Origin of the sequence: Wolbachia endosymbiont (group A) of Crataerina pallida (assembly GCF_964028475.1) — a bacterium.
GTDB classification, from domain to species: Bacteria; Pseudomonadota; Alphaproteobacteria; order Rickettsiales; family Anaplasmataceae; genus Wolbachia; species Wolbachia pipientis.
In genome coordinates this window covers 1,420,699-1,444,595 of the sequence record NZ_OZ034785.1, presented here as the reverse complement: position 1 = coordinate 1,444,595, position 23,897 = coordinate 1,420,699, and the positions used below count along the sequence as shown (strand labels likewise).

Sequence of the window (23,897 nt, the reverse complement as noted above, 5' to 3'; positions counted from 1 at the left end):
AAAGGGTGTCATCCCAGTGCCCAGACACTGGGATGGCTTTGTTGCATCACACTTTATGAGATGGTGATTTATGGTAAATTCATGTAACTATCTCAAATTTAGCCATACCAATATCAGTGAATTTATTAAGCAAATAGCATTTAGTTCTTTTTCTCGATTTATCTCAGATTTATTCCTAAAACTAAATCCGAATATTTGCTTTAATCTTGAGAAAAACCCTTCAATATAAGATCTTTTCCCATAATTTACTTCTTTTTTCCATTCTTTCATGCCATCTTCACCATATAATTTTATTAACCTAATAGCAGCATTCCTGTCAGACATATAATCTATTTCTGGATGTTCTGCCGCATTGTTTATTGGTGGAATTTTTGTCTTTATATCATATTCGTTACACAACTTATAAAACTTGTGCCTATCACATGCTCTATCTGCATATAGTGCTTTTATGGCATGCTGAAAATCAACTTCTTTTAGCAAATCACAAGCTCCATAGTGATCAGCCGTTACTGTATTTTACAGCTATGGCTTTTTTGTTGTTTATATTCAACATTACGTGCAATTTTCTCGTTTGCTCATAGCCACGATATTTTCTGTCAGTGCTATTTTCCTTGCTGTGACCAGGAGTGTTGTTGTATATACTAATTCCTGTACTGTCTATAGCAATTTCGATATCTTCCATATTAGAGGTTGTCCGGAAACTAGTAAAAGGCTATAATATCTGAAATTTTAGTACGGGGTAAAGATGAGAAAAAAGTATCCAACAGATCTAAGCGAAAGGGAATGGGCAAGAATAGAAAAACACTTCAGAGTATCATACAAGAAAGGAGGAAGGCCGCCAAAGTATAGCAAAAGAGAAATATTAGAAGCAATTTTCTATGTATTGCGTACAGGGTGTCAATGGCGGTATTTACCAAATGATTTTCCGCTATGGAAGACTGTGTATGAGCAGTTCAGGCAATGGAAGAAGCAGGGAATTTTTGAGAAAATGAATTATGAAATTACAAAATATAGTAGAAGAAAAATAGGAAGGAATGAGCAGCCGAGTGCCTGTATAGTAGATAGTCAATCTGTAAAGACTACAGAAAAGGGGGGATCAAAGGCTATGATGGAAGTAAAAAAGTAAAGGGTAGAAAAAGGCATATAATTACAGACACTCAGGGTTTTATACTAGGTTGTTACGTAGGCGCTGCTAACGAAAATGATAGAGATGGTATTAAAATAGCATTAAACAATATGAGAACAAAATATACTAAAGTTAAAAAAATGTGGGCTGACATGGGATACCAAGGAAGAAATTTAAAGAATCACATAAAGGAAGAATATGACATAGATATTGAAATTGTTAAAAGGCCTCCATGTAGATTTTGGGTGCACAAAGATACGCCACCTGAGCTACTACCAACAAGAGAACAAGGGTTTAAAGTACAGCCAAGAAGATGGGTTGTAGAAAGGACTTTTGCTTGGGTTAATAGGAATAGAAGGCTATCGAAGGAGTATGATTTACTCACAACATCCACTGAGAATTTCATATACCTAGCTATGAGTAGGGTTATGTTAAAGAGGGAATATGCTTGAATTTACTAGTTTCCGGACAACCTCTTATAGCTCTTTCCATAAAAGTCCGGATGTGATAGGATAAGGGTAGATGATGATAAGGAGGTTGAATGCCAGCAGCATATAGTTATGATTTAAGAAAAAAAGCAATGGAAGCGCTAGACGAAGGAGAAAGCAGAGAAACAGTGGCAGCAAGATTTAAGATTGGACGAACTACTTTATGGGAGTGGCAGCAAAGAAGAAAAGAAACAGGAGACTTTCAATCAAAAAAACTTGGAAATGGGGGTTACAATCACAAAATTACCGACTGGGATACCTTTGCCAAATTTGCCAGAGAACACAGAGGAAAGACTCTATCGGAAATGGCTAAACTTTGGAACAACGTTAGTATCTAAACGATCTATCGAGCCCTTAAAAAAATTGGATTTACGCGCAAAAAAAGACATATGGATACAAGGAAAGAAACGAAGAAAAACGTGCTGAATTTTTGAAAATTATAGCGACAAAAGAACCTAAAAACTTAGTGTATATAGATGAGTCTGGCATTGATAACACCGAACTACGGATATTGCCAGAAAGGACAGCGGTTTTATGCCTTAAAATCTGGAAAGAAAACTCAACGAATCAGTATGGTTGCAGCCTTAAGTGGAAGAAAGATAGTTGTTCCGTTAACCTTTGAAGGCCACTGTAATATGGATGTTTTTAATGGATGGTTTGAGCAATTTTTGACACCGATCTTGGAACCTGGACAGACTGTCATTCTTGACAATGCTACTTTTCATAAGTCTGATAAGATTATCGAGCTTGCTAAAGGGGTTGGTGCAGAAATTTTGTATCTGCCGCCTTATTCTCCAGATTTCAACAAAATTGAGCATCATTGGTTTGCTATAAAAAACAGAGCCAGGAAAAACATTCCTCTATTCGAATCCTTTCGTCGTGCTGTTGATTCTGCCTTCCTATGACCTGTTCGGACTATTATGAGAAATGCTATACTACATAAGGCCTAATTTCCGGAAGATCAACTTTTTGGTGAACATAAGGTTTTTCGCATATTACAAGCTCTCCTCCGCATTCGCAAATATTAGGCAACTCTATTTTTACTACTTTATCCGCTTCCATTGTAGCATGAAAATTTCCTTTATGCCCAACCTGATCGCCAACATTCCTTTCGCTTTTTGGCTTGTCCTTTTTTGTTTTGTACAATTCTTTAGAGCTCGGTAGAGATGAATTTTTCGAGTTTAAACTAAGCCTTTCCTTTAATTCAGCGTTCTCTATCTTTAAAGCTTTATTTTCTGCTTTTAAGTTTTCTATCTCTGCTTTCAGTTTTTCTATTTTTTGCTGTAAATTTTTGCAAAGTTCTAAAAGGTTTACCACATTACCTCACTTTTGCTCTATGATTATCTTTTTAGATCACTTTGTCTACCTTATTCTACCACTCCGCTGAACGGATACCTTGGGTTAGCTATAGCTAACACCACAATTGTACTAACATTGTGATTTGAGAACAACCTTCACCAGAAAGGGTGTCATTCCAGTGTTAAGCACTGGAATGACGAGAGGTAACGCAAGAAGTTTACTCTTAATAAAAACCTGATGATGAATCATTATTACCAAATTTCGGCCTATTTCTGTTGCTGAAACCAGAACGAGGACGAGGAGGCCTCTTATGGTGACTTCCTCCAGGTTTTCTACTAAATGAATTATTGTAATAATTATCCCTGTCATTTGGACCATCTTTCCTTTCCTCGTTGTAAAGCTCACCTTCAAAAAACTCTCCCGTCTCTTGATCAACCCGACGTCTTGACAACTTTGGACACCCACCTTTTTCGAAGTCAATTACTAGTGCTTTGAAAGTATCATCTTGTTTAAGTACGCTCTCTATAGAATCTATATGTTCATTAGCTACTTCACTTATGTGCATTTTTCCTTTTCTGCCATTAAGAAATTCAAGCTCTACAATAGACTTCTCTATTCTTACAACCTTGACATCAACTATAGAACCTTGTTCTAGTTCTGTTATTGAATCAATCATCATACTCTTTGCAATTTCAGCTTCAGTGCCACTCGTAGCAAAAACAGAAACTTTACCATCATCTCCTATTTCAATTTTTGCATTACTTCTTTCACACACACTGCGTATATTTTTCCCCTTAGAACCTATAGCAGCAGAAATTTTGTCTTTATCTATGTAAAATGATAACATCCTTGGTGCATGGTCTTTGACATCATCACTGTGTTCTGAAATCACTGCATTCATTTTTTCTAAAATATGTAATCTTCCAGCTTTTGCCTGTTCTAAAGATTTTTCAACAATTTCAAAGCTTATACCAGAAATTTTCATGTCCATTTGTAGCGCCGTAACCCCTTCACTAGTTCCTGCTACTTTAAAGTCCATATCACCAAGATAATCTTCATCACCAAGTATATCGGAAAGTATTACATACTCGTCTTTATCTTTGATGAGACCCATAGCAATTCCAGCAACAGGGGCCTTTATTGGCACACCCGTATCCATTAAAGCAAGAGAAGTCCCACAAACTGTTGCCATAGAAGAAGAACCATCAGACTCCAAAATTTCGGACACTACTCTTATTGTATAAGGAAATTCAGACTTATCGGGTAAAACAGGATGAATTGCTTTCCAAGCAAGTTTGCCATGACCGATTTCTCTTCTTCCTGGTGCACGCGCAGCAGAAGTTTCTCCAACAGCAAATGAGGGAAAGTTATAATGCAACATGAAATGCTCACGTCTATCCCCTTCAATATCATCCACAATTTGCTCATCTTGAGTGGTGCCAAGAGCAGTAACAACCAGTGCCTGAGTATTGCCTCTTGTAAATAGTGCAGAACCGTGAGTTTTGGACAGAATATCAACTTCAACTTCTATCTGACGTATCTCATCATGCTTACGACCGTCTATCCTTACACTTTTCTTCCTAATTATTTCACGTACTAAAGATCTTTCAAAGTTTTTTACTGCATACGTAATTAACTTTTCGTCTTTTCCAGTTTCTTTAAGAGTATTCAATATATTCTCTCTGATCGCTTCTAGAGCTTGAACTCGCTCTTGTTTGACTGTTTGCGAATATGCTTTTTCAAAATCTTTACCGTATTTTTCGAGCTCTTGTGTTATATCTGATGCATCAATAGGGGCAAAGCTCTCAGGTTTATTGCCAATTGTATCAGCAAACTCTTTTATGAGCTTAATGACAGGCTTAAGGTGTTCATGGCCAAATTTTATTGCATTAAAAACATTTTCTTCAGAGAGCTCTTTCACTTCTGATTCAACCATTAAAATTGAATTTTCATCACCAGACAAAAACAGATCCAAGCTGCTTGCTTTCATCTCTTGAACAGAAGGGTTGAGTATATAGTTATTATTTTCATCACAACCAACCATCACTCCAGCTATAGTAAAGTGAAAGGGAACACCAGAAATTGCAAGAGCTGCAACAGCACCAATCAATGCTGGCACTTCAGGAGGATTGACTGTATCATAAGTTAATAGATTGCACACCACACTAATTTCATCATGAAATCCTTCTGGGAATAGTGGTCTTATACTTCTATCTATTACTCTTGAGATTAAAGTTTCTCTATCAGATGGCTTGCCTTCTCTTTTAAAAAACCCGCCAGGGATCTTACCCATGGCATAGCTTTTTGCGATAAACTGCACATTTAAAGGTAGGAAATCAACGCTTTCTTCCTTCTTTTTACGTACAACAGTTACTAAAACAGAAGTATCACCGTAATTTACAACTACTGAACCATGAGCTTGGCGTGCTATTTTTCCTGTTTCTAAAGATAAGGCACGACCACCCCACTCTATAGATTTTTTTATAATTTTAAACATATTAAATTCCTCGATTATTTTCTAATGCCTAACTTCTCTATTAATTCCTGATAGGCTTCATTACCAAATTTACGCTTTATATAATTTAAGTGCTTGCGTCTTCTACCTATCAATATAAGTAAACCACGCTTAGAGTGATGGTCATGCTTGTGCACTTTAAAATGCTCAGTTAAGTTACTGATCCTCTCGGTCAAAATTGCACATTGTACAAAAGATGAGCCTGTATCATCTTCTTTAATTGCATATATATTTATCAAACTCTTTTTCTTTTCGGATGTTATCGACATCTAAACCTCATTTTAAATATTAAAAACACGAATAGGTTTCACACAACCATAAATAAAACTGCAGATTGCAATAGGTACACTACCCACCACCGTACAACAAATATCATGATTCTTTAAATTACGCAAGTTATTTAATACAACTTCCTGACCTTTTCTGATTTTCCCCGCATCTTCTAGGGAAATTTCAACTTTGAACATCGATTTTAAAGCCGATTCAATGGGGATGACGAAACTTTTTGTATTACTCCCTGTCACTCCATCATCTTCTGTCATCCCACCCCCCTCTGTCATCCAAGTAGCTGACACTGGGATGGCTTTGTTGCATCGCTCTTCGGATAGTAGGTAACGCACAATAAATTTATGAAGCTATCTCAAATTTAGCCATACCAATATCAGTGAACTTATTGAGCAAATAGCATTTAACAAGTAGTTCCTTCTCTCTATTTGTCTCAGATTTATTCCTAAAACTAAACCCGAATGTTTGTTTCAGTTGCGAGAAAAAACTTTCTATATAAGATCTTTTTCCATAACTCATCTCTTTTTTCCACTTCTTTATACCATCTTCATCATATGACTTTATGAGCTTGACTGCAGAATTTCTCTCAGCCATATAGTCTAACTTTGGATGCTCTGCTGCGTTGTTTTGCGGAGGAATTTTCGTTTTTATACCATATTGATTACACAGCTTATAGAGCTTTTCTCTGTCATATGCCCTATCTGCATATAGTACTTTTATGACATACTGAAAATCGACTTCTTTTAGCAAATCACAAGCTCCATAGTGATCAGCCGTTACTGTATTTTACAGCTATGGCTTTTTTGTTGTTTATATTCAACATTACGTGCAATTTTCTCGTTTGCTCATAGCCACGATATTTTCTGTCAGTGCTATTTTCCTTGCTGTGACCAGGAGTGTTGTTGTATATACTAATTCCTGTACTGTCTATAGCAATTTCGATATCTTCCATATTATTTTCTGCAATCATTTATCTTAATATTAAGTTTCTTAAACCTTCTTGATGCTTGTGAATAGCTGATAACTGCCAAATCTCTTCCTATTTGTTGCAAATACCCTTTTATAAACCCGACTGTTTGTCTTAAACCAATTCTAAAGAAACTGACGATTATATGCACCAAAATCACAACTTTATCACTATAAATATAGTTGCCGCCCTGCATTTTTGGACAATTCTCGTACCAATTTTCTATGGCGTCATTGATATAACAAAAAATGCTTCCTCTTTCTTGGAGAAATTTGTTATATTCATGGCAGTTACTGACTCTCATTTTTTGTGGCATATTTTTTCTTCAACAGTTAAATGGCTATTTATAATGAATTTTGTCAGTAACTGCCAGTTCTTTTCACTTGAGCGATGCAACAAAGCCCACTGGGATCCAGTTTCACCTTGTGATGGTGTCATGAAAGTAGCTGACACTGGTTTCCATCCAAGACGGTGTCATTCCTTACTATTACCCACAAATATAAATGGACTAAAAAGTAAAATATTACAATATTAAAGTTTGCAAATATTGAGGGTGTAAAATGGCAAGTAAAAGTAGTGAATGGGCTAAAAATGAATTTGGAGATAAAAGGTTAACTGAGCGATTAGTAAAGATTGCTGATATGTTTGACAAAATTACCTGAAAGTTAGATTAATCAAGCATGTGAAAGTTGGTCAGAAGCAAAAACAGCATAACGTTTTTTTCAAAATGAGAATGTAAAAGAAAGTGATATTTTAGCTACACATATTAATAAGACGGTTGAGAGAACAAAAGCTCACAAGAGGGTTCTTGTCATTCAAGATACCAGTTACATTGTATATAATAACCATAAAAAAACAAGCGGATTAGCAAATTTGTCCAGTTATGATACTGCAAAAGGTATTATAATGCATACAGCTCTTGCCTTTAGTATAGAAGGTTTGGTACTAGGGATACTAGATCAAAAAGTTTATTCAAGACCTGAAGAAACTGAGAACCTTAAAAAAAAGAGCGATCGCATTGAAGATAAAGAAAGCGTAAAGTGGTTGGAAACTTTAAGAAAAACAAATAATATTATTGATCCAACTCAAACTGAGACTATAACTGTATGCGATAGAGAAGCAGATATATATGACTTTTTTGAGCTTGCACATAATCTTAATTCGGCAGTGCTAGTTAGAGCATGCAGAGATAGAGCAGTAAATAGAAAATCTCGATATCCTGAAAAAGGTGAGCAGAAGTTATGGGCATTTATTAAATCCTCTCATTGTGCAGGTACGGTAGAAGTTGAAGTTCCTGTAAAAGATAATAAGCCAAAAAGAACAGCACGTTTGGAAGTTAGATTTGGAAAGTTTATGATGAATCCATCTAAGAATAATATTAGGCATAAGACGGAAGAACTACCTAAATTACCACTTTATGCAGTTTATGTTGTTGAGAAAACTCCCCTTCCCTTAAAAAAAACCGCTAGAATGGATGCTATTAACGAATCTTTCAGTTAATACTTTCGATGAAGCTGTTGAAAAAATTAGTTGGTATCAACTATGTTTTTTAAAAATTTTTTTATTTGTGTAATTTTGCAAATTATATGGGCAATAAAAACCCGTTTGTCATAGAAATAGAATTTTATATCAAACAGCTACCACAGCAATTTCTGCTTAAGCTAATGAATATGTGCTTTAAGTCTGTGTGGACGCACATATTCATTAGCCAATTTCAGTTACCGTTGTGAAGATTTTTAAGTATGCAAATTAATTGCTTCTTTAAGTCTTGTATTAGCAATTACTATAATTTTACGCATTAGGGCTGTTATAGCCACCATCTTCTTCTTACCACTTTCAACAAGCTTAGAATAAAAGGCGCCAAGTATAGATTTTGACCTTGTAGCAGCCATAGCGGCTGTAAAGAGCTTTGAACGAACGTTACTTCTACCACCTGTAATCCTTCGGTAACCAACAGCTTTACCACTTTCTTTTGGATGCGGTGCAACTCCGGCAAGACTTGCTACTTCTTTTCTATTTAAGTAACCAAGCTCTGGCATTAAACACAAAAAATCTTGTGATAACTTTTTACCTATTCCAGGAACTGTTTTAAGAATTTTTTGGCGTTGTTGTAATTCGCGGCTTTCATCAATAATCTTTTGTATAGTATCATTGAGTTCGTTTATTTGACTATCGAAAAACTCAATGGTCTTTTGACAGCTTTCTTTTATATGATCATTTTCCGGTGCTTCAAGTCTGCATTTTTCTTGAGTTCTCATTTGCGTAATATCATCACGACGTTGACAAAGTGCAGCCAAAGTTGATTGTTCTGTAGAGGTAGGTACAAATAGAGAGATAGTTCTATGGCGTTCAAATCCATATTGAGCAAGAGCTCTTGCATCTGATCTATCAGACTTTGCTAAAGTTCCGTGAGATAAAATAAAGCTTTTTACTTTACGAGTATTAGCTCGATGCACGGCAATATTTTTGTCGGTAAGAAAATGTGATAAGCCAAGCTCATATTTCCCTGTATTTTCTAAAGTCACTAAAGCATTAGGTAGAATATCTGAAAACTCTTGAAATAATTGTTGCCAACCAGAAGCATTATTATCAAATTCGACAGCATTCTTCTGTTTGTGAATTGCAACGACATTTTTAAATTTTCCGATGTCAATGCCAATAAAATTTTGATAAGATGTAACCATAATAAACCTCGATAGTTTTAGTTAATTTAAGATTGTAAACGGGTGCATATATATGTCCCAAGCAACTATTCAAACGTATCGAGAGATAGGGCTAGCGTACCTTGATACCAACGGTTGTAATACCAATTTCCTTTCGGTCGCGCACGCCCGCTATTCCTAGTGAGCAGGGTTATCTTTCTCTCTTATCTCTTTTATATCACGTTTTTAACTTACAATTGCCTTAGATGGAAAATAGAGATATTACATAAAATTTTAAATCCGGTCTCAAAGTTGAAGAATGTAGGCTTGGAATAGCAGAAAGACTAATGAGATATCTAACAGTTATGAGTATTATTGCTTGGAGGATCTTCTTTATTACATCAATTGCAAGCAACATTACCATGTACTACCTTATTAGCTGAAGAAGAATGGAAAGTTTTATACGTTAAAATACACAGAAAACCATGTCCAAGTGTAGTTCCCAACATAAAAGAAGCTGTTTCATGAACTTGGAGGCCATTTAGCAAGAAAAAATGACCCAAAACCAGGACCAATTACTCTTTGGAAAGGATATAAACGTCTCTTTGATTTAGCAGAAGGATGGCGACTTGCTCACGAACCTCATATTTGTGGGTAATAGTAAGATTTGATATGCTGCCAACACTTATGTTCAAATTAAAAATGTCATTTATGATACTAGCCACTTCACGCTTTGAGTTTTTGTAAAATCCTCTGGGTGCTGCAATTATAGACTTAACCCTTGGACCAAATGTATCTGGCGTAACACCTTCTGGTAACTTGCTACTTTTTCTTTTTCTGCATCTCCAACAACGACCATGTTCCAATTATAGCATTTCTCATAATAGTCCGAATAGGTCATAGGAAGGCAGAATCAACAGCACGACGAAAGGATTCGAATAGAGGAATGTTTTTCCTGGCTCTGTTTTTTATAGCAAACCAATGATGCTCAATTTTGTTAAAATCTGGAGAATAAGGCGGCAGATACAAAATTTCTGCACCGACTCCTTTAGCGAGCTTGATAAGCTTATCAGACTTATGAAAAGTAGCATTATCAAGAATGACAGTTTGTCCAGGTTCTAAGATCGGTGCCAAAAATTGCTCAAACCATCCATTAAAAATATCCATATTACAGTGGCCTTCAAATGTTAATGGAGCAACTATCTTTCTTCTACTTAAGGCTGCAACCATGCTGATTCGTTGAGTTTTTTTTCCAGATTTTAGGGCATAAAATCGCTGTCCTTTCTGGCAATACCCATATGGATAGTCCTCCGTGTTATCAATCCCAGACTCATCTATATACACTAAGTTTTCTGGTTCTTTTGTTGCTATAATTTTTAAGAATTCAGCACGTTTTTCTTCGTTCCTTTCCTTGTATCCATATGTCTTTTTTTGCGCGTAAATCCAATTTTTCTGAGAGCTCGGTGGATCGTTTGGATACTAACGTTGCCCCAAAGTTTAGCCATTTCCGACAGAGTTTTTCTACCGTGTTTTTTAGCAAATTCGATAAACTTATTCCAGTCGATAATTTTCTGATTGTAACCTCCATTACCGAGTTTTTTTGACTGAAAGTCGCCTGTTTCTTTTTTTCTTTGCTGCCACTCCCACAAAGTAGTTCGTCCAATTTTAAATCTTGCTGCCACTGCTTCTCTGCTTTCCCCTTCGTCTAGTGCTTCCATTGCTTTTTTTCTTAAATCATAACTATATGCTGCCGGCATCCAACCTCCTTATCGCCATCTATCCTTAATCTTATCATATCCGGACTTCTGTGGAAAGAGCTATACTACATAAGGCCTAATTTCCGGAAGATCAACTTTTTGGTGAACATAAGGTTTTTCGCATATTACAAGCTCTCCTCCGCATTCGCAAATATTAGGCAACTCTATTTTTACTACTTTATCCGCTTCCATTGTGGCATGAAAATTTCCTTTATGCCCAACCTGATCGCCAACATTCCTTTCGCTTTTTGGCTTGTCCTTTTTTATTTTGTATAGCTCTTTTGAGCTGGGCAGGGATGAGTTTTTTGAATTTAAACCGAGCCTTTCCTTTAATTCAGCGTTCTCTATCTTTAAAGCTTTATTTTCTGCTTTTAAGTTTTCTATCTCTGCTTTCAGTTTTTCTATTTTTTGCTGTAAATTTTTGCAAAGTTCTCAAAGGTTTACCACATTACCTCACTTTTGCTCTATGATTATCTTTATTATCTTGCTTTGTCTACCTTATTCTACCACTCCGCTGAACGGATACAATTTACTAAACAGAAAAAAAGGCAAAAGAAACCCTAGGGTAGCTAGTTATTCACTATCCATTTTTTAAGTTGGCGTTTTTTAATGTTTTAAATAGCGCATTTCAGCTTATATTAGGTAAAAACCTAGAAATTTTATAAAGACATAAGATGCACATAGTGCAAAAAATTAAGCATGATTTACGCCAAATACATTAAGTTTTTTGTCATTAATCCACTGCAGAGATTGCGAAGATAAATAAATAGCTTCAGTGTTATAATAAGGGGGCTGGCGAAGCTTGTCAAGGAAGTTTTTATGATTTATCTAACGAACTTTACACTTGCTAAAGTTGTACCATCTTGGTAACTTTAACTGAAAGAAGTTATTTTTTATCCAATATGAAAAAAGCCTTTATATTCACATCCTTAATAGCAATTATATTGATAGTTATTACTTATTTATACAGAAACGACGGAACTAATGACTCACAAGTGGTAAATGTTTATTCATCGCGCAAAGAAGAATTAGTACGTACTTTGTTTGATGAATTCACGAAAAATACAGGTATTAAAGTACGTTACATCATTGATGATTATTCTCAGCTACTTTCACGAATGGAAAACGGTGGTGAAGCTGACTTATTTTTGACTGCTGATGCAATCAACTTAATTCTAGCAAAAAAAAGAGGACTTTTATCTCAAGTAGATTCAGAGGTTTTAAAAAGTGTTATACCTGCAAGATTTAGAGACAGTGAAGATTATTGGTTTGGTCTTACAAAAAGAGCTAGGATATTGGTTTACAATAAAGAGTCAGTAGACCCTAAGGACTTAAGTACTTATGAAGATTTAGCAAATGAAAAATGGAAAGGAAAAATATTAGTGCGTTCTTCTACAAGTCCATATAACAGATCGTTAATTGCTTTTATGATTGCAAATAATGGTTTTGAAAAGACGAAAGAATGGGTAAGCGGAATTGTGAGCAATATGGCAAGAAAACCAAGTGGTGGTGATACTGATCAAATTTACGCCGTAGCAGCGGGTGAGGGAGATGTTGCAATAGTAAACAGCTACTACTTTGCGAGAATTCTTTCATCAGAAAATAAAAAGAATGTTGCAGACAAGCTAGGGGCTTTTTTTCCTAATCGCAACGATCACGGTGTAATGGTAAACATCAGTGGTGCAGCAGTAACAAAAAACGCAAAAAACAGGGAAAATGCTATAGTCTTATTGGAATTTTTAGTAAGCAAGCAGGCTCAAGAGTTATACGCTAAAAAAAACCAAGAATATCCTATTATTGAAGGCGTTGAAACTTCCGATATACTAAAATCTTGGGGAAATTATTCACAAAGTGATTTGCCTCTAAGTGAACTTGAGAAGCATCTTTTTGAGGCTGTTATGATAGCGGATGAGTGTAAGTGGAAGTAATCCCCAGCGCCACTAAACATTGGGATGAAAGATTTATGCTAATATACCTTACTCTTGACTCGCTGAACTTTTTCTTCCTTCTAACTTAATTTTGACTTTACTATCTTTTTCCGTTCTTTCACCAAAACAATTGCTGCACAAGAAGTCTATTGAAAAAAGGTAATAAGAAAGTAGAATAGGTTCAAGTAGTTGAAAAGGAAACTATGAACAAGAGAAGGAATTTGTTAAACATCTCAGACCTTACAGTCGATGATGTAGAAAATATAACTAAGTTGGCCAACCAGTACCTTAAAAAAGAAGTTGCAAATAGTCATATCTTGGAAAATAAGACAGTAATAAATTTATTCTTTGAAGATTCAACGCGTACACTTGCGTCTTTTGAAATAGCAGCAAAAAGCCTTGGAGCAAATGTTGTAACTTTGCCAATAAGATCTTCTTCTATTAACAAGGGAGAAGATCTAAAAGACATGATCAAAACATTAAATGCAATGAATCCTGATTACATAATAATCAGGCATAAAAGTAGTGGTATCATTAATACACTGGCAAAGTATGTTAACTGCTCGCTAATCAATGCAGGCGATGGAAGTAGTGAACATCCAACTCAAGCTCTTGCAGACTATCTTGTAATCAGCAATCACAAAAAGCAAATAAAGGACCTCAAAGTTGTGATATGTGGAGATATTCTGCACAGTAGAGTTGCAAGATCAAATATAAGATTGCTAAAAATGTTTGGAGCAGAGATAAACTTGGTCGCACCACCAACTTTGATTTGTAAGCATTTTCCTGAAGTAGATTCAGTCCATTATTCATTAATTGAAGGTATAAAGGATGCTGACGTAATTATGCTTTTGAGATTGCAGAAAGAGCGCATGAATAATAGTTCTTCAGAGAAAGAATATTTTTATTTGTATGGACTTGATTCACAAAAGCTATCATACGCAAAACCAGATGCGATTGTTATGCACCCAGGGCCAATAAACAGAGGGATTGAGATTAGCAGCGATGTAGCAGATTGTGTTATTTTACAGCAAGTAGAATTTGGATTGGCAATACGTAAGGCAGTGTTGCACTATTATAGGCCTTGCTAATATTAAAAGATGCTACACAACTAATGCAAAAAGGGGGGGCATGAAATGACAAGGCTTGTAAATGGTTTGAGAATGGCCATTAAGATGTTAAGGCCGAGGATATGGTGTGGAAGTTTTTACGAAAGCCTGAAGTCAATCAACAACCTTGCAGAACGGCAAATTAGACGGCTATCGTAAAAACAGCTTTTTCACCTGGTCGGAACATGGAGAAAGATTTGTGGAAAGAATGTTGTCGATATTTTTGACATCACGTCTCAATGGCCAAAATCCCTTCCAAAAGTTACGACTGCTTAGTTCTTTATTCATTCTCACAATCCGTGAACGGTTACAACCTAGATTCCAGTGGGCTTTGTTGCATCGCTAGCTATGATGGATTAAAGATAAAAAAGATAGGGAATATCAGTAGCTTATTATTCTGGTATTTATAACAAGAACGGTCAATGAATACCTAAATTTGAGTAAAAGAAATTTCACTACCATTTACCAATCCGGCTAAAATTCAAGAATTTCAATGCTTTAGCTATTTTCAATAGAATTAAATTTATTAATATAAATAACAAATTACTATTCTTAAATTTGATCAGATTGATTGCAAAAAAACAAGATTTTCAATAGGTTGCTTATAATCCTAACTATAGTTAGCCTTTCATAAGTAGCGATGCAACAAAGCCATTCCAGTGTCAGCTACTTTCATAACACCATATTACCTTAACAAAAGCAAATGTTCGTACAGATGTGCATCAGCTACTTTCATCTGCCACCTGCAAATTGCAATGTTCGTACAGTTATGTGTCACGCTACTTGGATGACACCGTTGAAAGAAATGAACCGCCTTTTCAAAATTGTTTTGAATAGAGGAATAACATTCACAAGTAAAATTTCATATTACCATTTTTTAATTTATGTATTATAATAAGCTTAATCTATAAGAAAAACAAAGTTGGAAAAGTTGGAAGAACTAAGCAAAAACTGGGTGATAAGAACGGGAAGATTTTTATCTTCATTGTTTTTTTTACTGTTGATTGCGCTATCAATACGTAGTTTTTTATTCGAGCCATTTCATATACCTTCTGGTTCAATGAAAAGCACCCTACTTGAAGGGGATTACATTTTTACTAGTAAATATTCATACGGTTACAGTAAACACTCATTTCCATTTTCTCCAAACATTTTTAGCGGCAGGATTTTTTATACCCCTCCAAAGCGTGGCGACATAGTAGTTTTCAAACCCACAAGAAATGACAGCATCAGGTTTGTTAAGCGAGTAATAGGAACACCAGGTGACAAAGTGCAAATGATAGAGGGAGAATTATACCTAAATGATCAGAAAGTAGAGCGAAGGCAAATTGAAAGTTTTTTTGATTATGAGTCAAATCGTAACATACCAAGATATATAGAAACGCTTTTAAGTGGCAAGGAACATGAGATTTTGGTAGATGACATTTCTAATAAGCTATCATATAACACTCCGGTTTATTATGTACCTAACGATCAATTTTTCGTTATGGGAGACAATAGAAATAATTCTTTAGATAGCAGGTTTCCTGAAGTTGGTTTTGTACCAATGGAAAATATCATTGGGCGTGTAAGCATAGTTGGTTTATCATTTAAATTAGGAAAGGTCGATTGGTTACCATTTAATTTCAGGTTACCTGTTGCTTTGAGATTAAATAGGGTATTGCACAAGGTTGTGTAAGCTTTTTCTACCTATTTGTTAATTCACACAACTCTAAAGAAGAATTTTCTAACTCGGCGATAGTGTTGTTAATTTCATTCAAGTCATTGCCTTGTAAAGCGTTTTTTGCATTTTGTAATAGGTTTTTCAACTTTTGATTAGTGGAAAAGTTATTATTGTTTTCAACCAAGTGTATGAGTTTATTTCCATTAATTTTAGCACCTCCAAGGGAACGAGCCTTCATATCTTCGTCAAAACTGTTTATTGACTGGTTAACCATATTTTGAACATCAGCTTCACTCAAGCCAAAACTTGAATTTACTTTAACTGTCTGCTCAATTCCAGTAGTTTTTTCTCTTGCAGTAACAGTCAAGATTCCGTCAACGTTAACTGTAAATTCTATTTTAACTCTTGCAGAACCTGCAGGTAGTGGCGGTATACCTTTTAGTTCAAACTGCGCTAGAGATTTGTTATCCTCTATCATTTCACGTTCTCCCTGACAAACATGAATTTTCATTGCTGTTTGCCCATCAATATAAGTTGTAAACTCTTTTATCTCTGAAACTGGTAGTGGCGTATTTCTTGGTATGATTTTTTCAACTATGCCTCCCATAGTTTCTATGCCAAGTGATAAAGGTAGAACATCCAGGAGAATATTCCTATCTTTTGAGCTCGAAGTTAAATCATGAGCCTGCAGAGCTGCCCCAATGGCAACTGCTTTATCTGGATCCACGTCATTTAGTACTTTATTTCCAAAGAGTTTGACTAGTGAATTTTGAACCAATGGTGTTCTAGTTGCACCACCAACTAAAATTACTCCTTTTATATCATCAATTTTAAGATCTATATCACTTATAGTACGAGTGACTATATTGATAGTCTTATTGACCAAAGAACTGATTGCCTGCTCGAATTCTTCTCTGGTAATTTCGCACTCAAATGGCTTGCCGTTAACATTAAATTCGAAGATACCTATAGTGTGATTGCTTAGGTACTCTTTCACAGAGCGTGATTCGATAAGTAAGGAATTTAGTTGCTTAGCCGTCTTTTCTCTATACTTATCAATCACAATTGAACTCAGCAAATGATCAAAATCATCACCGCCGAGTTTGGTGTCACCACCAACCGCAAGGACTTGAAACACTCCTTGGTGCAATTTCAATATCGAAATATCGAACGTTCCGCCACCAAGGTCATAAACTGCATATATTCCACTGCTATTGTTCTTTTCAATGGAGTAAGAAAGCGCTGCAGCGGTTGGCTCGTTAACGAGGCGAAGAACTTCTATTCCAGCTAATTTTGCCGCATATTTGGTTGCGTTACGTGCTGAATCGTCAAAGTAAGCTGGCACAGTAATCACTGCTTTTTTTACTTCCAGCCCCTTAGACTTTTTTACCCTCTCACATAAAGCTTTTAATATCTCAGCAGAAATCTCAATAGGAGTAAGATACTTTTCCTCTGCGCATTTTATTCTAATAACTTTTTCGCTTTCATGATCTATTTCAAAATTGACGCCTTCTTTATTTAATTCTTCAACACTTTTACCCATTAAACGCTTTATTGAGTAGATTGCATTTTGACCGACATCGTAGCCAGTTTTCAATGTATTATTTTCATATGAAAGAGCAGAAGGCAGCAGTTCTCTTCCTTGTTCATCTTTAAATATCTCCACGTTGCCAGCTTTATTTACCATAGCAATCAAAGAATTGGTGGTGCCAAGGTCTATACCAAAAACTACTTCACTTGAATTTGGTTCAGAAATTTGAATTGGTTGCATTCTTTTTCACCTCCTCAAATGACTTATATAAATATTTCAATCTTAAGACTTGTGTAGCAGCTCCATCAAAATTCTTTACAGCAAAAGTGTTAATTAGGTTTTTAACGCAATCTTTTATTTTTTCATCAATCATCCTGCTTGCAAATTGTAGATCGTCGCAGTCCAGCAAATACTCTCTTATTTCCATTGATTCACTTAATATTTCAGAATTTAAGTGGTCCTTTTGGCTTTTCACATCAAAAAAATCCAGCAAATGCTCAGCACGCTTTAGCGGTGACTTTAGTATCTGATAAGCTCTGTTAATATTTTCCATGTTTTGGGACTGTCTTTCATTTATATCAGTCCTGCTTAGCTCGATATATTTTTTCTCTAACTCATCAAAGCTGATATTGAAAGCTGGTTCAATTTCAAACAATGCAAAATAGTTGCTAGACATGAAAACTCTCTCCACAACCACATTTTCCTTTCTCATTAGGATTTTTGAAAACAAAACCCGATGAAAATTTTTCTTCTACATAATCCATTTCAGAGCCAAGAATAAACATGACGGATTTTGGGTCGATCAACACTTTAACTTTTTGGCCATCACTACAGTTTTCTTCAATTACCGACTCTAAAGGACGAGTATCATATGCATATTCAATATCATATTTTAAACCAGAACATCCTTTTTGCTTAATTAGCACTCTTATTCCTATTGCTTCTTCCGGTTTCTCAAGGTTAGTATGCTTCTTTTGGTCCAATAAATACCTTATCCTTTCTACTGCTTCCGCAGTTATAGTGATAAGTTTTTTATTCTTTTTTACAGTTTCACCTCCGCCTACTTCTTGATATTCACCCATGTTCGTAGCTTCTTAATTCTTTTGTTTACTTTGATAGTCATGAATAGCAGCCTTTATAGCATCTTCAGCAAGTACCGAACAGTGTATCTTCACTGGAGGTAAAGACAACTCTTCCACTATTTGAGTATTCTTTATCTGTGTAACGTCACTGATGGTTCTTCCCTTTATCATCTCTGTTAACAAGGAACTTGAAGCAATGGCAGAACCACAACCAAAAGTTTTAAATTTTGCATCTTCAATAACACCTTTGTCATTGACCTTTATCTGCAATTTCATTACATCACCGCACGATGGTGCACCAACTAGGCCAGTACCAACATTTGGATCATTTTTATCCAGAGAGCCAACATTCCTTGGATTTTCGTAATGATCTAAAATTTTCTCATTATAACTCATAAAATTACCTGTGAACCGCTATTCTACATTATAACATATTTAGGTTAAAAACTAAAGTAAAATACACTCAAAAAGTGTAATTTTTGTAAGGTAAAATTGTAGTTTTTGAGTGCATTTTACTTTACAAATTCACGTAGTGCATGTCATTCTTTATATTATAATTAAGTTTATAATTTAAAAAGGAGTATCCCTTGAGTTTGTTTAGTAACCTTTATCAGGGCCTGTTAAAAACTTCTTCTCGCTTTAGCGACGGGGTGAAAAGTATTTTTTCTGGCAAAAAAAAATTAGATCAGTCGCTTTTAGATGAATTAGAAGAATTGCTAATTAGCATGGATATTGGTCATAAAACTTCCAAGTTGATTATCGATAGGCTCACAAGCATCAAATTTGACAAGGAAGTTGAGTATAATACCATCACACAGCAGCTAATGAGCGAAATAGAATCGATATTGAACCCTGCTGTGCAACCGCTAATTTTAAACAAAAAACCACATATAATAATGGTATGCGGAGTAAATGGTAACGGTAAAACCACGACTATAGGTAAGCTCGCATATAAATATAAGGAAATGGGAAAATCCGTTATGCTTGTTGCATGCGACACATTTAGAGCTGCTGCTAGTGAACAATTAAACATTTGGGCAGAACGTTCTGATTGCTTGATTGTTACTGGAGAGTACGGTAGCGACTCTGCAAGTGTGGCATATAGAGCTGTAAGTCAAGCTATAAAAGATAACGTTGATGTTGTTCTAATTGACACAGCAGGAAGGCTGCAAAATAATGTGAACCTTATGGAGGAGTTATCAAAAATATATAGAACGATAAAGAAATTGGATGACACTGCCCCTCATGACGTTATTTTAGTTCTTGACGCAACTACCGGCCAAAATGCTTATAGCCAATTAGAAGCATTTAGCAAAATGGTTAATGTTACCGGGCTAATCGTAACAAAGTTAGATGGCACTGCTAAGGGCGGAGTGGTAATTGGACTTGCAGAAGCTTATAAGATAAAGTTACATGCTATAGGAATTGGCGAAAATATAGAGGACTTAAGGGAGTTTACTAGCAAAGAATTTGCTGAAGCGTTATTTAATTGTAATTAAAGACTTCTCTTAATTCCCTTACGTGACCAAGCTTGATTATTTCAATATCATGAGAAGAATAGTTACCATTTTTAGGCATAATTGCTTTTTTGAATCCTAACTTTTGTGCTTCTTTTAGTCTGAGATCAGCATGCGAGATGTTCCTAATTTCTCCTGAAAGTGCAACTTCACCGCAGATTATTGAAGAAGTTGGCAGCGGTAAATTTACTATACTTGAAATAAGGGAAGCAGCAACAGCAAGATCAGCCGATGGTTCCTGTATTTTGAGTCCCCCTGCAATGTTTAGGTATACCTCTTTATCATGCAAAAACATTTTGCAACGAGCATTTAGCACCGCGATGATCATAGCCAATCTATTAATATCCCACCCAACTACTGCCCTTCTTGGGGTTGCCATATTAGTTCCTGCTATTAATGCTTGAACTTCCATTAAAATTGGTCTTGAACCTTCAATTCCTGCAAATACGGCGCTGCCAACTACTTCTCTGTCATGGGCCATCAGAAACAATGATGATGGGTTATCAACAGGCACAAGTCCTGCTTCAGACATCTCAAAAACACCAATTTCATTTGCAGGGCCAAATCTATTTTTAATAGTACGCAAAATGCGATATTGATTGCTATTTTCACCTTCAAAATATAATACCGTATCCACCATATGCTCCAAAGTTTTAGGTCCAGCTATTTGTCCATCCTTAGTTATATGACCAACTATTAAGAGAGAAATACCATATTGTTTCGCAAGAATGGTTAATTCATGTGCGCAAGTGCGGACCTGAGTTACAGTTCCTGGTGCTGATGTAATTCTGCTATCATACATTGTTTGTATAGAGTCAATTACTAAGAATTTAATACTTTTGTTTTCCTTTATTGTTGCTACTACATCAGTTAAAGACACTGTAGATAAAAGCTTAATTTTAGGTTCATTTATCTTAAGACGCTTTGCTCTGAGACTCACTTGCTCTAAAGATTCCTCGCCGGATACATAAAGACATTCAAAAGAGGAAAGTTGCACAACATTAGCTGCAATTCTAAGCAAAAGGGTGGATTTCCCAATTCCAGGTTCGCCTCCAATTAAAATGCTAGCACCTTGAACGATACCCCCACCAAAAACTCTATCTAATTCTTCTATTCCTGTTAGAAAACGACTTGGAGTGATAATTTCGCTACCTGATAACGTCTTTATTAAAATTGGCGCAGATATACTTCTTTTGCCCGTTTTTACTGCTATTTCCTCAACAATTGTATCCCAATTGTCACATGCAATACACTTCCCTACCCACCTACCAGTGCTGTGACCACAGGATTGACATACATATACAGTTTTCATCAAAGCCAAAATTATTTTGTTGTAATTGTAATAAAAATTAGCTGAATATGCGAAGTAAATCTATAGCTAACCCAAGAAAGGGTTCCCTATGTCATACCGCGATTCATTCGCGGTATCTCAAAGCATAGATCCCGCTAACACGTAGCGGGATGACGAGGTCATGCCACCGCGCGAACCGTCATACCGTCACGGTATCTCTAGATCCCGCTAACACGTAGGGGAATGACGAGGTCATGCCGCCGCAAACCGTCATACCGCCGCGGTATCTCTTAGCCGCTAACACGTAGCGGGATGACGGTTGTCGTTTAGCTACAAACGTTAAGAAATTTACCAAATGAAAAAAAAGGCAAAAGAAGCCCTGGGGTTATTATCCGCTTTAAAATATTGGCGTTTTTTATGTTTTAAACGCTTGACAAGCAAGATTAAGCTGCTTTTAATTGCAACTATAGCTCTTTCCACAGAAGTCCGGATATGATAAGATTAAGGATAGATGGCGATAAGGAGGTTGGATGCCGGCAGCATATAGTTATGATTTAAGAAAAAAAGCAATGGAAGCACTAGACGAAGGGGAAAGCAGAGAAGCAGTGGCAGCAAGATTTAAAATTGGACGAACTACTTTGTGGGAGTGGCAGCAAAGAAAAAAAGAAACAGGCGACTTTCAGTCAAAAAAACTCGGTAATGGAGGTTACAATCAGAAAATTATCGACTGGAATAAGTTTATCGAATTTGCTAAAAAACACGGTAGAAAAACTCTGTCGGAAATGGCTAAACTTTGGGGCAACGTTAGTATCCAAACGATCCACCGAGCTCTCAGAAAAATTGGATTTACGCGCAAAAAAAGACATATGGATACAAGGAAAGGAACGAAGAAAAACGTGCTGAATTCTTAAAAATTATAGCAACAAAAGAACCAGAAAACTTAGTGTATATAGATGAGTCTGGGATTGATAACACGGAGGACTATCCATATGGGTATTGCCAGAAAGGACAGCGATTTTATGCCCTAAAATCTGGAAAAAAAACTCAACGAATCAGCATGGTTGCAGCCTTAAGTAGAAGAAAGATAGTTGCTCCATTAACATTTGAAGGCCACTGTAATATGGATATTTTTAATGGATGGTTTGAGCAATTTTTGGCACCGATCTTAGAACCTGGACAAACTGTCATTCTTGATAATGCTACTTTTCATAAGTCTGATAAGCTTATCAAGCTCGCTAAAGGAGTCGGTGCAGAAATTTTGTATCTGCCGCCTTATTCTCCAGATTTTAACAAAATTGAGCATCATTGGTTTGCTATAAAAAACAGAGCCAGGAAAAACATTCCTCTATTCGAATCCTTTCGTCGTGCTGTTGATTCTGCCTTCCTATGACCTATTCGGACTATTATGAGAAATGCTATAAGAGGTTGTCCGGAAACTAGTAAATTCAAGCATATTCCCTCTTTAACATAACCCTACTCATAGCTAGGTATATGAAATTCTCAGTGGATGTTGTGAGTAAATCATACTCCTTCGATAGCCTTCTATTCCTATTAACCCAAGCAAAAGTCCTTTCTACAACCCATCTTCTTGGCTGTACTTTAAACCCTTGTTCTCTTGTTGGTAGTAGCTCAGGTGGCGTATCTTTGTGCACCCAAAATCTACATGGAGGCCTTTTAACAATTTCAATATCTATGTCATATTCTTCCTTTATGTGATTCTTTAAATTTCTTCCTTGGTATCCCATGTCAGCCCACATTTTTTTAACTTTAGTATATTTTGTTCTCATATTGTTTAATGCTATTTTAATACCATCTCTATCATTTTCGTTAGCAGCGCCTACGTAACAACCTAGTATAAAACCCTGAGTGTCTGTAATTATATGCCTTTTTCTACCCTTTACTTTTTTACTTCCATCATAGCCTTTGATCCCCCCTTTTCTGTAGTCTTTACAGATTGACTATCTACTATACAGGCACTCGGCTGCTCATTCCTTCCTATTTTTCTTCTACTATATTTTGTAATTTCATAATTCATTTTCTCAAAAATTCCCTGCTTCTTCCATTGCCTGAACTGCTCATACACAGTCTTCCATAGCGGAAAATCATTTGGTAAATACCGCCATTGACACCCTGTACGCAATACATAGAAAATTGCTTCTAATATTTCTTTTTTGCTATACTTTGGCGGCCTTCCTCCTTTCTTGTATGATACTCTGAAGTGTTTTTCTATTCTTGCCCATTCCCTTTCGCTTAGATCTGTTGGATACTTTTTTCTCATCTTTACCCCGTACTAAAATTTCAGATATTATAGCCTTTTACTAGTTTCCGGACAACCTCTAACTTACGCTGCAAATGTTTAAGAAGTTTACTAAGCAGAAAAAAAGACAAAGAATCCCCGAGTTAGCTAGTCTTTTACTATCTCTGTCGAGTATTGGCATTTTTTGATGTCTTGTAACGCTTTATAAGCGCGTTCAGCTTATTTAGATAAAAATCTAGATGTAGATGAAGTTTTGTAAAGACATACAGTATCTATGTACTGCAAAAAATTAAACATAAGACGCCGATACATTAAGTAATCCTTACCTTTTAATCTGCAGATTGGCGAAAGCAAATACAATAGCTTCACTATCATGATAAGGGCGCTGGCGAAGGGTGTCAAGTAAGTTTTTTGTTTCTATTCCCAATGTTATATGGTTA

21 protein-coding genes and 7 pseudogenes are annotated in these 23,897 nt (G+C 35.9%); 9 read left to right on the top strand and 19 right to left on the bottom strand.

The features are described from left to right. Nucleotides 1-87: 87 nt before the first annotated feature. Both ABWU55_RS07190 and ABWU55_RS07185 read right to left on the bottom strand, forming a co-directional pair. Nucleotides 88-480, bottom strand: a complete 393-nt coding sequence (locus ABWU55_RS07190; protein ID WP_223823060.1) for a transposase — start codon at nt 478-480, stop codon at nt 88-90. Nucleotides 481-499: 19 nt separating this feature from the next. Continuing rightward, nucleotides 500-682 carry a hypothetical protein gene (locus ABWU55_RS07185; protein ID WP_265038401.1) on the bottom strand — a complete coding sequence of 61 codons (183 nt, stop codon included), beginning with the start codon at nt 680-682 and terminating at the stop codon, nt 500-502. 63 nt (nt 683-745) lie between these two features. Here ABWU55_RS07185 and ABWU55_RS07180 point away from each other — a divergent pair. Together ABWU55_RS07180 and ABWU55_RS07175 are read left to right on the top strand one after the other, a co-directional pair. Beyond that, nucleotides 746-1,578 (top strand): IS5-like element ISWpi1 family transposase gene (locus tag ABWU55_RS07180; protein WP_094189578.1). Its coding sequence is split into 2 segments (ribosomal slippage): nt 746-1,115 and nt 1,115-1,578, totalling 834 coding nucleotides; the frame shifts between segments, so codons are not numbered across the junction. Nucleotides 1,579-1,667: 89 nt separating this feature from the next. Continuing rightward, nucleotides 1,668-2,519 (top strand): annotated as a pseudogene (locus ABWU55_RS07175) (IS630 family transposase). Between the two features lie 28 nt (nt 2,520-2,547). Here ABWU55_RS07175 and ABWU55_RS07170 read toward each other — a convergent pair. The 7 genes and pseudogenes from ABWU55_RS07170 to ABWU55_RS07140 all read right to left on the bottom strand — a co-directional run. Next, a pseudogene (locus ABWU55_RS07170) lies at nt 2,548-2,931 on the bottom strand (DUF6444 domain-containing protein); the annotation flags it as partial. Nucleotides 2,932-3,136: 205 nt separating this feature from the next. Then, nucleotides 3,137-5,410, bottom strand: a complete 2,274-nt coding sequence (gene pnp, locus ABWU55_RS07165) for a polyribonucleotide nucleotidyltransferase (protein ID WP_095742791.1) — start codon at nt 5,408-5,410, stop codon at nt 3,137-3,139. 14 nt (nt 5,411-5,424) lie between these two features. Then, entirely contained in the window at nt 5,425-5,697 is a 273-nt protein-coding gene (rpsO, locus tag ABWU55_RS07160) for a 30S ribosomal protein S15 (RefSeq protein WP_006279944.1), read from the bottom strand. A gap of 12 nt (nt 5,698-5,709) precedes the next feature. Beyond that, entirely contained in the window at nt 5,710-6,048 is a 339-nt protein-coding gene (locus ABWU55_RS07155; RefSeq protein ID WP_231115842.1) for a hypothetical protein, read from the bottom strand. Nucleotides 6,049-6,055: 7 nt separating this feature from the next. Continuing rightward, nucleotides 6,056-6,463, bottom strand: coding sequence for a transposase (locus ABWU55_RS07150; protein ID WP_353286299.1), 408 nt, complete (start codon nt 6,461-6,463; stop codon nt 6,056-6,058). Between the two features lie 19 nt (nt 6,464-6,482). Then, on the bottom strand, nt 6,483-6,683 hold the full coding sequence (locus ABWU55_RS07145) for a hypothetical protein (RefSeq protein ID WP_264378130.1): 201 nt from the start codon (nt 6,681-6,683) through the stop codon (nt 6,483-6,485). Then, the gene (locus ABWU55_RS07140; RefSeq protein WP_141456678.1) at nt 6,667-6,996 is read right to left on the bottom strand and encodes a transposase; all 330 of its coding nucleotides are present in this window, start codon (nt 6,994-6,996) and stop codon (nt 6,667-6,669) included. Before ABWU55_RS07140 ends, ABWU55_RS07145 begins: the two co-directional genes overlap by 17 nt. Before the next feature lie 244 nt (nt 6,997-7,240). On the opposite strand from ABWU55_RS07140, the pseudogene ABWU55_RS07135 reads away from it, so the two are divergent. Continuing rightward, nucleotides 7,241-8,223: pseudogene (locus ABWU55_RS07135) on the top strand (IS4 family transposase); the annotation flags it as partial. 193 nt (nt 8,224-8,416) lie between these two features. Here ABWU55_RS07135 and ABWU55_RS07130 read toward each other — a convergent pair. Next, entirely contained in the window at nt 8,417-9,364 is a 948-nt protein-coding gene (locus tag ABWU55_RS07130) for an IS110 family transposase (protein WP_209472550.1), read from the bottom strand. A 216-nt stretch (nt 9,365-9,580) separates the two neighbouring features. On the opposite strand from ABWU55_RS07130, the pseudogene ABWU55_RS07125 reads away from it, so the two are divergent. Next, nucleotides 9,581-9,980, top strand: a pseudogene (locus ABWU55_RS07125) (IS4 family transposase); the annotation flags it as partial. Between the two features lie 7 nt (nt 9,981-9,987). Here the strand turns inward: ABWU55_RS07125 and ABWU55_RS07120 are convergent. From ABWU55_RS07120 to ABWU55_RS07110, 3 genes and pseudogenes are all read right to left on the bottom strand, one after another. Then, nucleotides 9,988-10,188, bottom strand: a pseudogene (locus tag ABWU55_RS07120) (IS66 family transposase); the annotation flags it as partial. A 31-nt stretch (nt 10,189-10,219) separates the two neighbouring features. After that, nucleotides 10,220-11,079, bottom strand: a protein-coding gene (locus ABWU55_RS07115; protein ID WP_156518142.1) for an IS630 family transposase whose coding sequence is annotated in 2 segments (ribosomal slippage) — nt 10,220-10,755 and nt 10,755-11,079 — 861 coding nt in all. Because the reading frame shifts where the segments join, the coding sequence is not laid out codon by codon here. 63 nt (nt 11,080-11,142) lie between these two features. Next, nucleotides 11,143-11,484, bottom strand: a pseudogene (locus tag ABWU55_RS07110) (DUF6444 domain-containing protein); the annotation flags it as partial. A 497-nt stretch (nt 11,485-11,981) separates the two neighbouring features. Between ABWU55_RS07110 and ABWU55_RS07105 the strand changes: the two are divergent. The 3 genes from ABWU55_RS07105 to lepB all read left to right on the top strand — a co-directional run bounded on the left by ABWU55_RS07105 (nt 11,982) and on the right by lepB (nt 15,794). Further along, a complete protein-coding gene (locus ABWU55_RS07105; RefSeq protein ID WP_010082338.1) occupies nt 11,982-13,007 on the top strand; it encodes a Fe(3+) ABC transporter substrate-binding protein in 1,026 nt (341 codons plus the stop codon). Nucleotides 13,008-13,210: 203 nt separating this feature from the next. Further along, on the top strand, nt 13,211-14,098 hold the full coding sequence (locus ABWU55_RS07100; protein WP_006280416.1) for an aspartate carbamoyltransferase catalytic subunit: 888 nt from the start codon (nt 13,211-13,213) through the stop codon (nt 14,096-14,098). Nucleotides 14,099-15,047: 949 nt separating this feature from the next. Further along, nucleotides 15,048-15,794, top strand: a complete 747-nt coding sequence (lepB, locus tag ABWU55_RS07095; protein ID WP_010962911.1) for a signal peptidase I — start codon at nt 15,048-15,050, stop codon at nt 15,792-15,794. Nucleotides 15,795-15,801: 7 nt separating this feature from the next. Here the strand turns inward: lepB and hscA are convergent, their stop codons facing one another. Genes hscA through iscU form a run of 4 tightly spaced genes read right to left on the bottom strand, consistent with a single transcriptional unit; the run spans nt 15,802 to nt 18,788 of the window. Beyond that, complete coding sequence (hscA, locus tag ABWU55_RS07090; RefSeq protein ID WP_353286298.1) at nt 15,802-17,550, bottom strand: Fe-S protein assembly chaperone HscA; 1,749 nt, start codon at nt 17,548-17,550, stop codon at nt 15,802-15,804. Continuing rightward, nucleotides 17,528-17,986: an iron-sulfur cluster co-chaperone HscB C-terminal domain-containing protein gene (locus tag ABWU55_RS07085; RefSeq protein WP_209473383.1), complete on the bottom strand. Its 459-nt coding sequence runs from the start codon at nt 17,984-17,986 to the stop codon at nt 17,528-17,530. The genes hscA and ABWU55_RS07085 overlap by 23 nt, the downstream gene beginning before the upstream one ends. Further along, a complete protein-coding gene (locus ABWU55_RS07080; RefSeq protein ID WP_038199190.1) occupies nt 17,979-18,392 on the bottom strand; it encodes a HesB/IscA family protein in 414 nt (137 codons plus the stop codon). The genes ABWU55_RS07085 and ABWU55_RS07080 overlap by 8 nt, the downstream gene beginning before the upstream one ends. Nucleotides 18,393-18,404: 12 nt before the next feature. Further along, nucleotides 18,405-18,788, bottom strand: coding sequence for a Fe-S cluster assembly scaffold IscU (iscU, locus tag ABWU55_RS07075; protein ID WP_007548853.1), 384 nt, complete (start codon nt 18,786-18,788; stop codon nt 18,405-18,407). A gap of 191 nt (nt 18,789-18,979) precedes the next feature. Between iscU and ftsY the strand changes: the two genes are divergently transcribed. Next, a complete protein-coding gene (gene ftsY / locus ABWU55_RS07070; RefSeq protein ID WP_010962907.1) occupies nt 18,980-19,891 on the top strand; it encodes a signal recognition particle-docking protein FtsY in 912 nt (303 codons plus the stop codon). Here ftsY and radA read toward each other — a convergent pair. Then, the gene (gene radA, locus ABWU55_RS07065; protein ID WP_264374231.1) at nt 19,878-21,221 is read right to left on the bottom strand and encodes a DNA repair protein RadA; all 1,344 of its coding nucleotides are present in this window, start codon (nt 21,219-21,221) and stop codon (nt 19,878-19,880) included. The two genes, ftsY and radA, sit on opposite strands and share 14 nt — an antisense overlap. A gap of 509 nt (nt 21,222-21,730) precedes the next feature. Here radA and ABWU55_RS07060 point away from each other — a divergent pair. Continuing rightward, nucleotides 21,731-22,590 (top strand): IS630 family transposase gene (locus ABWU55_RS07060; protein WP_156518142.1). Its coding sequence is split into 2 segments (ribosomal slippage): nt 21,731-22,055 and nt 22,055-22,590, totalling 861 coding nucleotides; the frame shifts between segments, so codons are not numbered across the junction. A gap of 55 nt (nt 22,591-22,645) precedes the next feature. Here the strand turns inward: ABWU55_RS07060 and ABWU55_RS07055 are convergent. Continuing rightward, a pseudogene (locus ABWU55_RS07055) lies at nt 22,646-23,478 on the bottom strand (IS5 family transposase). Between the last annotated feature and the right edge of the window lie 419 nt (nt 23,479-23,897).